13 protein-coding genes are annotated in these 13,596 nt (G+C 45.2%); 7 read left to right on the forward strand and 6 right to left on the reverse strand.

The features are described 5' to 3' along the window. Positions 1-5: 5 nt before the first annotated feature. The 6 genes from pseC to AAA946_RS14970 all read right to left on the reverse strand — a co-directional run bounded on the left by pseC (position 6) and on the right by AAA946_RS14970 (position 6,346). Positions 6-1,178, reverse strand: coding sequence for a UDP-4-amino-4,6-dideoxy-N-acetyl-beta-L-altrosamine transaminase (gene pseC / locus AAA946_RS14945; protein ID WP_338165522.1), 1,173 nt, complete (start codon positions 1,176-1,178; stop codon positions 6-8). Beyond that, positions 1,175-2,188: a UDP-N-acetylglucosamine 4,6-dehydratase (inverting) gene (pseB, locus tag AAA946_RS14950; protein WP_338165523.1), complete on the reverse strand. Its 1,014-nt coding sequence runs from the start codon at positions 2,186-2,188 to the stop codon at positions 1,175-1,177. Before pseB ends, pseC begins: the two co-directional genes overlap by 4 nt. A 308-nt stretch (positions 2,189-2,496) precedes the next feature. After that, positions 2,497-3,870: an MBL fold metallo-hydrolase gene (locus AAA946_RS14955; RefSeq protein ID WP_338165524.1), complete on the reverse strand. Its 1,374-nt coding sequence runs from the start codon at positions 3,868-3,870 to the stop codon at positions 2,497-2,499. Next, a complete protein-coding gene (locus AAA946_RS14960) occupies positions 3,857-4,081 on the reverse strand; it encodes a hypothetical protein (RefSeq protein ID WP_338165525.1) in 225 nt (74 codons plus the stop codon). Before AAA946_RS14960 ends, AAA946_RS14955 begins: the two co-directional genes overlap by 14 nt. A gap of 207 nt (positions 4,082-4,288) precedes the next feature. Next, positions 4,289-5,350: a dTDP-glucose 4,6-dehydratase gene (rfbB, locus tag AAA946_RS14965; protein ID WP_338165526.1), complete on the reverse strand. Its 1,062-nt coding sequence runs from the start codon at positions 5,348-5,350 to the stop codon at positions 4,289-4,291. 18 nt (positions 5,351-5,368) lie between these two features. Beyond that, positions 5,369-6,346: a DHHA1 domain-containing protein gene (locus tag AAA946_RS14970; RefSeq protein ID WP_338165527.1), complete on the reverse strand. Its 978-nt coding sequence runs from the start codon at positions 6,344-6,346 to the stop codon at positions 5,369-5,371. Positions 6,347-6,701: 355 nt separating this feature from the next. On the opposite strand from AAA946_RS14970, the gene AAA946_RS14975 reads away from it, so the two are divergent. The 7 genes from AAA946_RS14975 (at position 6,702) to AAA946_RS15005 (ending at position 13,592) form a co-directional block, all read left to right on the forward strand. Continuing rightward, positions 6,702-7,097: a hypothetical protein gene (locus AAA946_RS14975; RefSeq protein ID WP_338165528.1), complete on the forward strand. Its 396-nt coding sequence runs from the start codon at positions 6,702-6,704 to the stop codon at positions 7,095-7,097. Beyond that, complete coding sequence (locus AAA946_RS14980; protein ID WP_338165529.1) at positions 7,097-8,893, forward strand: polysaccharide biosynthesis/export family protein; 1,797 nt, start codon at positions 7,097-7,099, stop codon at positions 8,891-8,893. The genes AAA946_RS14975 and AAA946_RS14980 overlap by 1 nt, the downstream gene beginning before the upstream one ends. Before the next feature lie 29 nt (positions 8,894-8,922). Beyond that, positions 8,923-9,708 (forward strand): ABC transporter permease, encoded by a 786-nt coding sequence (locus tag AAA946_RS14985; RefSeq protein WP_338165530.1) that lies wholly within the window; start codon positions 8,923-8,925, stop codon positions 9,706-9,708. Positions 9,709-9,745: 37 nt separating this feature from the next. After that, positions 9,746-11,191: a lipopolysaccharide biosynthesis protein gene (locus AAA946_RS14990; protein ID WP_338165531.1), complete on the forward strand. Its 1,446-nt coding sequence runs from the start codon at positions 9,746-9,748 to the stop codon at positions 11,189-11,191. Positions 11,192-11,246: 55 nt separating this feature from the next. Next, a complete protein-coding gene (rfbC, locus tag AAA946_RS14995; RefSeq protein WP_338165532.1) occupies positions 11,247-11,792 on the forward strand; it encodes a dTDP-4-dehydrorhamnose 3,5-epimerase in 546 nt (181 codons plus the stop codon). Positions 11,793-11,871: 79 nt separating this feature from the next. After that, entirely contained in the window at positions 11,872-12,663 is a 792-nt protein-coding gene (locus tag AAA946_RS15000; protein WP_112478434.1) for a glycosyltransferase family 2 protein, read from the forward strand. Further along, on the forward strand, positions 12,660-13,592 hold the full coding sequence (locus AAA946_RS15005) for a glycosyltransferase family 2 protein (RefSeq protein WP_338165533.1): 933 nt from the start codon (positions 12,660-12,662) through the stop codon (positions 13,590-13,592). The genes AAA946_RS15000 and AAA946_RS15005 overlap by 4 nt, the downstream gene beginning before the upstream one ends. The last annotated feature ends 4 nt before the right edge of the window (positions 13,593-13,596 follow it).

The raw sequence follows: 13,596 nt of genomic DNA on the forward strand, positions 1-13,596 counted from the left end.
CTTTATTACCCCACCAAAATTTTCGACAACACCTCAACAACCTCATCTTGTTGTTGTTGAGTCATTGCATGGAACATAGGGAGAGAGATGGCTTCTTGATAGTACTGTTCAGAGTCAGGATAGTCACCAGTGCGATGACCTTTCGCTTGATAGTAAGGCTGAGTATGTACAGGAATATAGTGCAAGTTCACGCCAATCCCATTGTCACGGAGTGCATCAAACACTTCGCGATGCGACAATCTAATATCGTCAAGCTTTAACCTGATTACGTATAAATGCAGACCTGAATAAGTATTCTCAAGTTGATAAGGGAGCGTTACCGGCAAGTGAGCCAATTTCTCATAATATCGTTCTGCTAAACGATGTCGGGCAGCAACAAACTCATTGAGTCGCTTCATTTGCGTAACACCCAGCGCAGCTTGCAGCTCGGTCATACGATAATTAAACCCAAGGTCAATCTGTTGGTAATACCAACCACCATGACTTTCACCAACCATTTGCTCACTATCGCGAGTAATACCATGACTGCGAAGCAGCGCCATTTTGTCTGCGAGAGCTTTGTTGTTTGTCACCGCAGCACCGCCTTCGGCGGTCGTCACGATTTTAACTGGGTGAAAACTAAACACGGTAATGTCAGAGTACGCGCAATTTCCAATCGGCTCATCATGATATCGCCCACCAATTGCATGGGAAGCATCTTCAATCACCTTAAAGCCATACTCTTTAGCCAGTGCAGATATCGCCTGCATATCACAAGGCTGACCACAAAGGTGAACTGGAACAACTACCTTAGGCAAGGTGCCATTTGCTTTCGCTGCGATGAGTTTCTGTTCCAGCTTTTTCGGACACATATTGTAAGTGGCAGGATCAATATCAACAAAGTCCACCTTGGCACCGCAATACAAACCGCAGTTGGCAGAGGCGACGAACGTTACTGGCGATGTCCACAACCAGTCACCTTCACCTAGCCCTAAAGCTAAGCAGGCCACATGCAGAGCAGACGTTGCACTGTTCATTGCTAACGCATATTTCGCACCTGTATGCTCCGTCAACGCTTTTTCAAACTCAGGCACTTTTGGTCCCTGTGTTAGAAAGTCTGACTTAAGAACCTCAAGCACTGAATCTATATCTTGTTGATCGATATCTTGTTTGCCGTAAGGAATCACGTTCTTTCTCACACTGTAAATTGAGGATCAATATGTTCTTTGATTAACTCTCGCAAACCTTCAACGGTTTCCCATTCAGTGTTAGTGCCCGAATTATACTTGAAACCAAACGGTACTTTTTCTGCTTTGTGATGATCTAGATACTCAGCTTCCGTATAGGTAAACGAAACCGACGGCAAAATAGCGTAGTACTTGCCCAAGTCAATCGTGTTAAGAGAATCTGTATCAGTGATCATTTCTTCGTGAAGCTTCTCTCCAGGTCGGATGCCCACCACCTTTGTTTTACACTCTGGAGCAATCGCCTTTGCGATGTCCAAAATCTTGTAAGATGGAATTTTAGGTACAAAAATCTCACCACCAAGGTGATGTTCAAGCGCATACATCACCATGTTGACGCCATCTTGCAAAGAAATGTTAAAGCGTGTCATCTCTTCATGAGTAATTGGCAGCACGCCTTCTTCTTTCTTCTTCATAAAGAATGGGATAACCGAACCACGCGAGCCCATAACGTTTCCATAACGAACTACACTGAAACGAATGTCCTTCGAACCTTTAATATTATTCGCTGCGGTAAACAACTTATCTGATGCTAGTTTCGTCGCACCGTAAAGATTGATTGGAGCACAAGCCTTATCGGTTGAAAGTGCTACTACGTCTTTAACACCACATTGCAGAGCCGCTTGAATCACATTCTCTGCACCGTCTACGTTAGTACGAATGCACTCCGTAGGGTTATACTCTGCGGTGTCTACTTGTTTAATCGCCGCTGCGTGAATAATGACATCAACGCCTTCACAAGCCTGGATCATACGATTCTGATCGCGAACATCACCAATAAAAAAGCGCAGTTGTGGGTAGTCATGGTGAGGATACTGTTGCTTCAGTTCAAACTGCTTTAGTTCATCACGCGAGAAGATAATAATCTTCTTCACGTCCGCATATCGCTCCAAGATTGTCTTGATGAATTGCTTACCGAACGACCCAGTGCCGCCAGTGATTAATACTGATTTGTTATTTAGCATTGTTGTTGACCTGTATTGATAGGTGATCACGTTAGCTAGCGGCTCACCAATTTAAGCGTAAAAGCCGTTGATAACCTTTCTAAGTAAACGCAAGTTACGTTAAATGATATGAAATGGTTTCAAACACGCTACCGCCCTTGAGTCACGCCCTCAAAAGCAGATTACTAATTCACATCCCAACTTCCACATCGAGCATCTAAAAACTAAATGCCAGAGAGTAGCAAGCGTAGGTAACGCAGAATTGTACCTGAGTTAACAAGGTCGTGCGACTCTTTCACTTATTCATCTCTGGTACCGAAGTACCACTTTCACTCTATAACCAGTTTAGCATTCTTCAATTCATTGCATTTTCGCGTCAAAGTGCATTGTGAAGACGCCTCTCCATGAATAAGGTGCACTTGTTTCAAAGTATCCTGACACCCTGCCACAAACTTGAGAAGATCTTGCTGGTCGGCATGCGCAGAATACCCGGACATCGAGTGTATCTTGGCACTGACATCAACTTGCCGCCCCTCGATTGTTACTGAGGCGCATCCGCTCTGAATCTCACGCCCTAACGTGCCACCAGCCTGATAACCACAAAACACCACATCGGTTCTTTCATCAGGCAGGAGCGCTTTTAGGTAGTCCACAATGCGTCCACCCTGGCACATACCAGAAGCCGCAATCACTATCGCAGGTTCACCGCTGGTCGCGAGGCGATTAACTAGCCTTGTGTGCTCTCGGTGAGATTCCACCACAATACATTGATCAAAGCTGAGCGGGCGCTGCCCACGCAAGACCTTTGCTTTTGCCTCTCTATTCCAAAGCTTACGGTAACGCCGATAGGCATTGGTCACCTTTGCCGCGAGTGGTGAATCCACAATAATAGGTAAGCGCTCACTTAGCTGATGTTGCGACAGCAAGCTTTCTATATCAAACAGCAGCTCTTGGGTCCGCCCAACGCTAAATGCAGGAATTAAAATGACGCCCCCGTCACTCAGGCTACGTTGAATGACCTCAAGCAGTCGCTTGGAGCGGGTCTCAACGTTTTCATGATGCTTATCCCCATAGGTGGATTCCAAAAACAGATAGTCAGCTCGTTTAGGTGGTTTAGGATCGGGCAGCAATGGAGTGTGGCTTGGTCCGAGATCCCCAGAAAACACCACCACTTCTTTGTTAGGAAGCATAATTTCGACATAAGCACTACCCAGTATATGACCGGCAGGCTGAAACCGAATATGAGTAAAGTAGCCTTGCTGGGCACTTTTGATAGGAACCCACTCGTTGTATTTCACTGGTCGAAGCTTACGAGCAATCCACTGCACAATATGCGTTCGTTGAGACTGGGTCAGACCCGCTTGAAACTTGAGCCCATCTTCTAGCATCAGCGGGACTAAATGCGCCGTTGCCTGCGTGCAATATATCGGCTCTCGAAAGCCAGCCGCCACCAGCCAAGGAAGTCGGCCTATGTGGTCAATGTGGGCATGAGTAAGCACTAACGCACGAATATGAGAGATTGTAAACTCAATATCTAGCGAGCCCTGTTTGACATCGCTCCCTTGAAACAGACCACAATCAATGAGTAACGAGTTCCCCTTCACACTCAGCTCATGGCACGAGCCCGTCACAGATGCCTTGCCACCATGATGTATCACGCTTACCTCATTGGTTAGTGATACCGCTTTTTTAGACATTGGCATTCTCGCTCCTTGTTGACTGTGTTTGTATAGAGAGCGCCTTAACTCTTGCAAAAAAAGCGCTGGAGAGGATCTCGACATAATCGGCTTCTTTACGCCGCTCGCAGAAATCGAGCCATTTCGAGACATCGGCATTTTGAGTGTTGAGTGAGATGTTGCGATTCTGTCTTGAACGCGCAGATTGGATGGGAATTCGGTTGGTAATATACAGCATGCTGCCTCCTATTGCTCATTGAGTCGGTGGAGGATAAAAAACAGCCGGGAGAGAAACTCGATGCGATTTACTATTTGCGACCGAGAAGGCAAATAGGCGGGAAGTGTTGCACGCTATGACATAAAAGTGAAAACACTCTCAAAGAAAGTGATGAAAGGCAGCGCTACATTGAGCGCCGCCTCGCTGGCATAGAGTCATTTGAGCTAATTAGTTGTTACCCAAGCGCTCTCTTGTGTAAGAACCATCAAGAACGCGAGTCCACCACTCTTTATTATTCAGATACCATTCAACCGTTTTTCGGATACCCGATTCAAACGTTTCTTCTGGTTTCCAACCAAGTTCACGTTCAATCTTTGACGCATCGATAGCATAACGGACATCGTGACCGGGACGATCTTTTACATAAGTAATCAAGCTTTGGTATTCATCTACACCTTCAGGCTTGTTCGGTACTAACTCTTCAAGCAATGCACAAATAGTTTTAACGACTTCGATGTTTGCCTTTTCGTTGTGGCCGCCAATGTTATAGGTTTCGCCAAGCTTACCTTCCGTCACTACCTTATAAAGGGCGCGGGCATGATCTTCGACAAACAACCAATCACGAATTTGCATACCATCACCATAAACCGGCAGTGGCTTACCTTCTAGCGCATTAAGAATCATGAGCGGTATAAGCTTTTCTGGGAAATGGTAAGGGCCGTAGTTGTTGGAACAGTTGGTCACCAATACAGGGAATCCATAGGTACGCCCCCAAGCGCGAACGAGGTGATCAGAACCTGCTTTACTCGCTGAGTACGGGCTGCTTGGCTCGTAAGAGGTTTCTTCAGTGAACAAGTCATCGGTGCCTTCTAGATCGCCATATACTTCATCTGTGGAGATATGGTGGAATCGAAACGCCGACTTTTTACTATCTTCTAAGGTGTTCCAATACTGTCGTGATACTTCCAACATATTGAAGGTACCTACAAGGTTGGTCTGAATAAACGCAGATGGGCCATCAATAGAACGGTCGACGTGTGATTCAGCCGCTAGGTGCATTACCGCATCCGGTTTGTGCTGCTCAAACACACGTTGCAGCTCAGCAAAGTCACAAATATCGACTTGCTCAAAGGCGTAGTGTTCATTGCCAACAGCACCCGGCAATGACTCTAAATTACCCGCGTAAGTCAAACAATCGACATTAACCACACTGTCTGTTGTATTACCTAAAATATGACGAACGACGGCACTACCGATAAAGCCTGCGCCACCTGTAACCAGAATTTTCATAACGTTCCTTGATTTATATTATGAGCTCGAACACGCTTTATAAAAGTGTTCAACTTTATTAATAAATTCTTGCAACTGGCTTTCTTGCAGGGCATTAATGCCCGCTGCGGCCGCTCGGCCTCCTCCAGTACTAAACTGCGCACAAATATCCCCTGCCCCTTGCTTATTGTCAAGTGGCGCTCGAAGGGAAACGGTATAGCTATTATCTCTATTTCTTGTCAGAACCGCATGCGCTTGATGTGGCGCTTCATTGGCTAGCCAGTTGCCAAACACACCGCTGACTCTGCGAGATGCTTTTGTATCAGGTAATTCAAACACCGTCAGATAATCCGAGGAATAGACGGGGTCTAAGGATCTCACCTCACTAAAGTCAGCTTCATAAGCACTTCTAAGTGCATAGTAAGGGGATGCTTTGTCTTTTTGAACATCAAAAGGAGATGGGTAGATGGATAGAGATTGGTACAATTCTGCTGGGTCAAAGTGCAAATCACTAACAGAAGAGCCATAGCCATTATAGTTAATCAGCACTCCAAGCTCTTTTAGGTATGCGCGCTGCTCAACACCGTAACCTGCTTGTAAAGCAAGGCTCTCTGCCGTCGCCGTTAAATTATCGCCGTAAGCAGCAGCAATAGCCCAATCGTGGTATTTGCCGCCCAATAACTTATCCACAATCAATGACGTACATGTCTCCGCATCCAAATCGATATGAGCTTCCAAGTTATTTGATTGCGGTATTTCACCCGCTCTATGGTGGTCAACATAAAACACTTCAGCCCCTTTTTCTATGGCTTGAAGCAACCCTCGCTGGTTCTTTTCCATAGAGATATCCAGCACCGTCACGCTATCACCCGCTTCAAATGATACTTTCTCTAACAAAGCAATATCGCGCTTAACGCCAGTAATGAGCTTCGCATCCTTTTTAGGGTGAGAAAACCTAAGTTGTAGCAATGCGATAATTCCATCTGCATCCCCATTGAATACATCGTAATGAGCCATGAGTCACCTTAACTTCAGTTGTTGGTTTTGATGTTCCCTAACGTACCTCAAATGGAAACAGAGTTTCAACGAAAAGCCCAGCAGTGTTCAAAAATGCACAGTAGTATTCAAAAATGCACATAGTGACATTGCTTCAACTTATCGGTTACGGTAACATTTAGCACTATTAGAGTAGTTCCTCACTAACCTAAGCTATGTATCACAAGGACAGGTACAACATGGATTCATCCCTGACTCCAAGCCTACCGTACGCTGCCTCCTCTATTTAAAGCGTGTTATGGATAACGCAACCAACCGTAGGGCGGTAGCATACCCATAACCTGCAGCTAAGCACCCAAAATTGATGTTTAAAACAATGAACAAGTATCTCATTCCCGCCGCCTTTTTGGTGATGGCGGTCTCTGGTTGCAGCCATACACCGAGAGAAGTAGAAGCAAAAGTCGCCTTGGTTGAAACCGAAAACATTCAGTACCAAGAAGCGATTCCGCGCAAATACTGGGCGTCACTGGATCATCCAAGCACGACCCAAGTGAACGCCAGCGGCATGCTCATTAAAGTCGGTTCGCCATATACCTCAGGTTTGGGGCAAGAATGTCGCGAGCTACAAATGACCACAGAACTGAATGAAAACCGCACACGCATTGCTTGCGCAAAAATAGTCACTACCGATTCGAATTCAACGAAAACAGAGAAAGCGTGGTTTTTAACCGACGATATCGTTGAATCATCCACAATAATTAAGATCCAATAATGTCAGTATTGCAATTATCTTCTCGGCTAGGCACCTTACTGCTAAGTGTTGTTTGTACCTCAGTATCTGCGGTTACCATTCCACCAGAATTAATGGGCAACAACACAAGTACAACAGCAGTACCAACCGGTGCTTCTTCACTTCCTGCCACTAGCACCTCATCACAAGTCGCTATTTCTTCACAGCTTCAAGCCGGGCTCTCTCCAACCAAAGCACTCGAAATGGGCAGTTACAATACAACCGGGCGCAATGGTACGCTGCTTCCGGGAGAAGTAGACGTTAAAGAGCTATTGCCGTCATCCGGAGAAGCACTACCTCCTCCTTATGGCGCGAACCTATTTGCCGGCGGTTACGAAACCGAGCGAAGTGACGGTCTCAATGACAACTACCTGATCGCCGCTGGTGACAAAATCAACATCTGGCTTTGGGGCGCTGTGAATTATTCCGATGTCACCACCGTGGACAACCAAGGTAATATCTTTATTCCGAACGTTGGCCCAATTAAAGTAAAAGATGTCAGAGCAAGCGAAGTCAACGCTCTCGTAAGTTCCAAAATCAAAACCATCTACACTCGGAATGTCAGTGTTTACGTTAATCTACTGACCTCAACGCCCGTGAGCATCTACTTAAGTGGACCGGTAATACGTCCTGGCCAATATGCTGGCATGGCTTCCGATTCTTTGCTCTACTTTTTAAAACGTGCTGGCGGTATTGACTCGGAACGCGGCAGTTATCGTAACATTCAGGTGCGTCGTAACAACTCAGTGATTGCTGAAGTTGATCTCTATGATTTTATTCGCAGTGGCAAGCTTCCAAAGGTGAGCTTTAAAGATGGCGATACTATTTTAGTCTCACCACAAAAATCTGCTGTGGTTGTAGCCGGTGGTGCAAGAAACCCATTCCGTTTCGAGCTAGACGGCAACAAAGCACTAGGCTCCCAACTCTCTGAGTATGCACGACCACTGGCAAAAATCTCTCACGTTGGGGTGGTTGGCAACAGAGAAAGTGGCCCATTCTCACGCTACCTTACCTACAAAGACTTCCTTGAATTTGAAGTACAGGATGGCGACAAAGTCTTCTATAACGATGACTTACATGCACAGGTGATGGATATTCAAGTCATGGGTAGCTATTTAGGCCCTTCTTACTTTGCCGTCAAAAAAACCGCTAAGCTCCACGACTTGCTGCATTATATCCCAATCAATCCAGAACTGGCTGATTACGGCTCTATTTACATCCAAAGAAAAAGTGTTGCCGCACGCCAAAAACAAACACTCAATGACTCTCTCGACCGACTAGAGCGAAGTGTCTTTACTGCGCCAGCGTCTTCCGATGGTGAAGCTGCTATTCGAGCCAAAGAAGCTGAAATGGTGCTGCAATTCTCAGAAAAAGCGCGAAAAGTGGAACCACTTGGTAAAGTGATTGTGTCCGAAAATGGCAACATCGCTAACATCATGCTCGAAGAAGGCGACCAAATCGTCATTCCATACAAAACCGACCTGATCTCTATCGGTGGTGAGGTGTTAATGCCACAAGCTGTGGTGTTTAATAAGAATGCGACCATTGATGATTATGTGGCTTGGGCAGGCGGGTTTACTGAACGAGCCGAAGATCAACGCATTGCCATTGTTCGCGCCAACGGGCTGGTCGAGTTTGGAAATGACAAAGAGATCCGCAAAGGCGACCAAATCCTCGTACTACCAAAAGTAGATACTAAGACCATGCAAGCGGTTAAAGATATTACTCAGATCGTTTATCAAATTGCCGTATCAGCTAATGTCGCATTGAGACGTTAGCACCGTGTTTAGTTAGGAATAAATTAGGCATGGCTCAGGTAAAAAAGCGTTCGACGCTAGCGGTCTGGAAAGATGTAATATTTGCGATATTCCTCAGGGAAATAAAAAGCAAGTTCAATGACAAGCTAGGGATTGCTTGGAGCATTATTTCACCCGTCAGTTTTATCTTTCTCCTCTCTTTTATGAGAGGAAAAATGGACGGTGGTAATACACATGGTGTTCCAACGTTTTTCTTCATGGTTTACGGCATGATCTTAATACAGTTCTTTCTCGGAACCGTTGAGGTGGTGTCCAACTCCATCAAAAAAAACAAGCCCTTATATGCTTTTCGACAAGTTCAACCTATTAGCTCTGTGCTGGCCATCGCTGGTTTTGAGTTTTTGGTGAAGGTGTTTGTCATTCTGACCATAGCCATGCTATGCCTTTTGTTGAAAATGGAACATAACATTGACGATCCTATTGAAGTCATTTTCATTGTCGTGCGTGTTTGGCTGCTAGCAACAAGCATTGGTTTGATAACAGCGCTTGCGTCAAGCTATGTCCCAGAGGTAAGTAAGTTACAAACCCTTGCTATGCGACCGCTTTTCTTTATATCCGGCATATTCTTTAGCTTGCAAGACATCCCCAGAGAGTATTGGCACTACTTAGACTGGAACCCTCTTCTCCATGCGGTGGAGTTAGCGCGCTATGCCGCTTACTCTGGCTATGGAACCGAAGGCGTGAGCGACTTTTACCTAGACACAGTCACTATAGTATTGGTGTTCTTTTCACTAGCTTGCTATCACGTAGGTTGGAAACAAGCCATTAGCCGATAAGTAGCCACTCTAGAGCAGTTAAGATTGAAAAGTACCTATGATTGAACAACGATTTAACGAGTTTAGGCTCAGTGTAAAGCCCGTAGAATTTAATGATATAGAATTCTTAATGAACGAAGCCAAGCAACTCGATAGTAGCGACCCACAGCTCGCCAACCGCATTCGACTTCGAGTCAAAAATCTGAAAACGCAGCAACAAAATAAGCCAACGCAGCCAAAGGTAGCCCAATCCAGTTCGCAACAAGCAACACAAACTGACCAATTAACACCTAACTCCCTTGAAAACGCCACCTCTTCTCAAGACGATACAGAGACAACGCAAGCATTACCTTCCAAAGCGAATGCACCAGAGGAGGCGCCAAACTGGTACGCCCCTTTTAGCCCTTTGGTTGACTGGGTATCAAGACGCCCTTTTATTGCTTTGGTGCTTATTCCAACGCTACTATTTGCTGCATATCAACTATTTTGGGCCTCCGAGCGCTTCGAGAGTCAAGCTCAAGTAACCGTTCAGCAACCCGATGGTATGGCAACCATGGATGCCTCAATGGCGCTTCTGAGCGGGTTGGGCGTGAGTGGCTCCCAAGGAACAGACTCTGAGCTTGTTAAAGCGTACATTTATTCCAATGACATGATCGAATACCTCAATCGTGAGCTTGGTATGCGCGATCACTTTGCGGACACGAGCATCGACTATTTTAGTCGCGTGCACGACAACGATAGCCGAGAAACCTTAATTGAGTACTACAAAAAGCGCGTCAAAGTCGAAGTCAACGTTGCGTCGGGCGTGATTACTATCTTTGGGCAAGCCTTTAGCCCTGAGTACGCTCAAAGGCTGACACAAACCATAGTCAATCGAGCAGAGTGGTACATTAACTCCATTGGTCATCAACTGGCACAGGAGCAGTTAACCTTTATTCAAGGTGAGCACGAGATTGTTGCGCAGAAGCTCAGTGATGCTCAAACCGCTTTACTTGGATTTCAACAAAAGTACAACCTGATCGACCCTACCGCAGAGGGCGCGGCTATCCAGCAAATTGCATATGGCCTGGAAGGACAAATTGCCACAAAAAATGCCGAACTCACTGGGCTTAGTCAAATCATGAGCGCACAAGCTCCTCAAGTACAGATGTTGCAAAATGAAATTGCCGCTTTAGAGCAGCAGCTGCTCTCTGAACGTACCAAACTCGCGACATCAGAAGGCAAAAGCTTCTCGGTGAGCCAAATTTTGGCCACGTTTACAGACTTAAGAGTAAAAATGGAGCTAGCGCTGCAAGCCTACACTGCCTCACAGATCTCACTTGAGAAATCACGCATTGAGGCATATCGTCAGCTTAAATACCTCGTCACGGTGGAGTCAGCAACAACGCCAGAAGACAATCAGTATCCAGAAGTGTTTTATAACGTCACTCTGTTTGCCATTCTAGCAAGTATGGTATTTGCAATCGGTCGCATCATCCTACTTACCATTTACGAACTTAAATAGCAAAGCGCTTAAGTAACGAATCACTTCACAACAATATATAACAAAAGAGACAAACATGAAGATTATCGATACTGCCATTCCAGACGTTAAAATCATTGAACCACAAGTCTTTGGTGACGAGCGTGGCTTTTTTATGGAAACCTTCCGAACCACTACGTTTAACGAACAATGTGCAGAGCGTGATTTTGTGCAAGAAAACCACAGTAAATCCAGCCAAGGTATTTTACGCGGTTTACACTACCAAACCGAAAACACTCAAGGTAAGTTGGTTCGAGTCGTAAAAGGTGAAGTGTTCGATGTAGCCGTTGACATGCGAAAAGACTCACCAACATTTGGTCAATGGGTGGGCGTCTACCTTTCTGAACAAAACAAAAAACAGCTTTGGGTACCAGAAGGATTTGCCCATGGGTTTTACGTCACTTCAGAAGAAGCCGAGTTCGTTTACAAATGCACGGATTTTTACAATCCGAATGCTGAAGTATCTATTAAATGGGATGACCCTTCACTGGACATTAAGTGGCCACTGGTTGACAACCTGCCACCCAGCCTATCAGCCAAAGACGAGACAGGCCTCAAATTTACAGAAGCACCAGCCTTTTAAAGCTTGACTGGACGCTGTGCTACTGCAACATCAAGAATAAAACCCCATGTGACAATTGAGATAACATCTAAGGAACAGAATGCATTTATATATCTCTGCGGTCTCGCATGGTCACGAACGATTAATTCGTAAGTTTCAAACGCTAAAACGATTGGCTAACCACCCTGACATTACGGTTCTTTGCCGCGACAATCAGAATAGCCAAGCACTCAAAAAACACTGTGAGTGCAGCGGTATTCTTTACTTCCCAAATCAAACAAGGGCAGGATTTGCTACCAATAACAATCTTAATTTTTGGGAAGCTAAAAAGCTGGGGATGCGCGACGATGACTATTTCGTTCTTCTAAATTGCGACGTACACATCAACACTCTTGCTTTACAACAACTCATCATCTCGTTAGAAAAAAGCAAACCATTAATTGCGGCTCCCAACTTATTTTTGGATCACGAACACACAATCTATGATGACAATCTACGTAGATACCCATCAATACTGACGTTCACAAAAAACTATTTATTCAACGATCGAAGTAGCGTCATAGATAAAAGTAAACCAAGTCAACTACCTGAGCGCTACTGGGCTAGCGGGGCATTTTTGGCATTTACTTCACTGGTGTACCAACAATTAGATGGAATGAACGAACGGTTTTTCCTGTACTGTGAAGACATCGACATTTGCAGAAGAGCAAGTAAACAAGGCATTCCCGTGACCTTTCTGAGTAATGTCAACGCCTCTCACCATCGCAGGAGAAGTAGCCAACGCTTTCTTTCACGAGCGTTCTTTTGGCATGTGAAAAGTGTGTTTATCTACTCATTAAGTTCAAAACGTTTGCTATCGGTAAAAGGACTAAAAAGGCACTTGCCTCAATGAAGCACGCTAGATTAAACCAAGTATGTGATTGGGCAGTGATTGTTTTCTACTTCCCCGACGAAGATGCTATCAAGCATGCACTTTGGCTACAAAAACAATACCAGCAAAGCAATGGTCAACTTGTTGTTGTCGACAACACACCATGCAACACCAAAGAATTGGACATACAACAGCATTTAGCACAGTTCAAGCACTATATTGCCAACAATGATAACTTAGGTATTGCCAAAGCACTTAACGATGGTATTGATTACGCCCTCAATCACGGTGCAGATTGGTGCTTTTTATTTGATCAGGATTCGAGGCCGGATGGCGAGTTTTTTCGACATATGCGAGCCGCTCGCGACCACCTAACGCGATGTAAGAAACAGTTCGCAAAACCAGTAGCGGCTATCGCTCCTGTTTACTATGACACTAACTTGCAACGTAGTGGGCGCATAATTCAAATACAAGGATCGCAGCTTTCTCGGCTGAGAGCGCCGCAACATATGGAGTGGGCCAGCTATACGATTACATCGGGCAGTTACCTATGCTTGTCTCATTATCACGACATAGGTGCTCATGACGAATCGCTGTTTATTGATTTTGTCGATATCGACTGGGGACTGAGAGCCAATGCAAAGGGCTATCAAATTCGTGTTATTCCCGCAGCCAAACTAACACACAGTTTAGGAATACAACCTGTATCCGTATTTGGCGTGAACATGGTGAACCATTCTGCAACTCGTCACTACTACTATTTTCGCAACCTCATTCATATGTTGAAGCGCTCCTATGTGCCGCGGGTTTGGAAGCGCACAGAGCTATTAAAATTGGTGCCCAGATTTATCGTGTACTCTCTGTTTACTAGCAACAAACGCCAACACATGACTGCAATGCTGCAAGGGACTTGGCACGGCCTTAAAAACAAAGTAGGAAAACGAGATTAGCAAA

The sequence above is a fragment of the Vibrio sp. 10N genome, from assembly GCF_036245475.1.
Taxonomy (GTDB): domain Bacteria; phylum Pseudomonadota; class Gammaproteobacteria; order Enterobacterales; family Vibrionaceae; genus Vibrio.

What these genes read in the sequence shown, in the direction of transcription:
- AAA946_RS15005 (WP_338165533.1), top strand. Translation starts at nt 12,660, where the DNA reads ATGAAGCACGCTAGATTAAACCAAGTATGTGATTGGGCAGTGATTGTT.
- AAA946_RS14985 (WP_338165530.1), top strand. Translation starts at nt 8,923, where the DNA reads ATGGCTCAGGTAAAAAAGCGTTCGACGCTAGCGGTCTGGAAAGATGTA.
- AAA946_RS14975 (WP_338165528.1), top strand. Translation starts at nt 6,702, where the DNA reads ATGAACAAGTATCTCATTCCCGCCGCCTTTTTGGTGATGGCGGTCTCT.
- AAA946_RS14970 (WP_338165527.1), bottom strand. Translation starts at nt 6,346, where the DNA reads ATGGCTCATTACGATGTATTCAATGGGGATGCAGATGGAATTATCGCA.
- rfbB (WP_338165526.1), bottom strand. Translation starts at nt 5,350, where the DNA reads ATGAAAATTCTGGTTACAGGTGGCGCAGGCTTTATCGGTAGTGCCGTC.
- AAA946_RS14955 (WP_338165524.1), bottom strand. Translation starts at nt 3,870, where the DNA reads ATGCCAATGTCTAAAAAAGCGGTATCACTAACCAATGAGGTAAGCGTG.
- AAA946_RS14990 (WP_338165531.1), top strand. Translation starts at nt 9,746, where the DNA reads ATGATTGAACAACGATTTAACGAGTTTAGGCTCAGTGTAAAGCCCGTA.
- AAA946_RS14960 (WP_338165525.1), bottom strand. Translation starts at nt 4,081, where the DNA reads ATGCTGTATATTACCAACCGAATTCCCATCCAATCTGCGCGTTCAAGA.
- AAA946_RS15000 (WP_112478434.1), top strand. Translation starts at nt 11,872, where the DNA reads ATGCATTTATATATCTCTGCGGTCTCGCATGGTCACGAACGATTAATT.
- rfbC (WP_338165532.1), top strand. Translation starts at nt 11,247, where the DNA reads ATGAAGATTATCGATACTGCCATTCCAGACGTTAAAATCATTGAACCA.
- pseB (WP_338165523.1), bottom strand. Translation starts at nt 2,188, where the DNA reads ATGCTAAATAACAAATCAGTATTAATCACTGGCGGCACTGGGTCGTTC.
- AAA946_RS14980 (WP_338165529.1), top strand. Translation starts at nt 7,097, where the DNA reads ATGTCAGTATTGCAATTATCTTCTCGGCTAGGCACCTTACTGCTAAGT.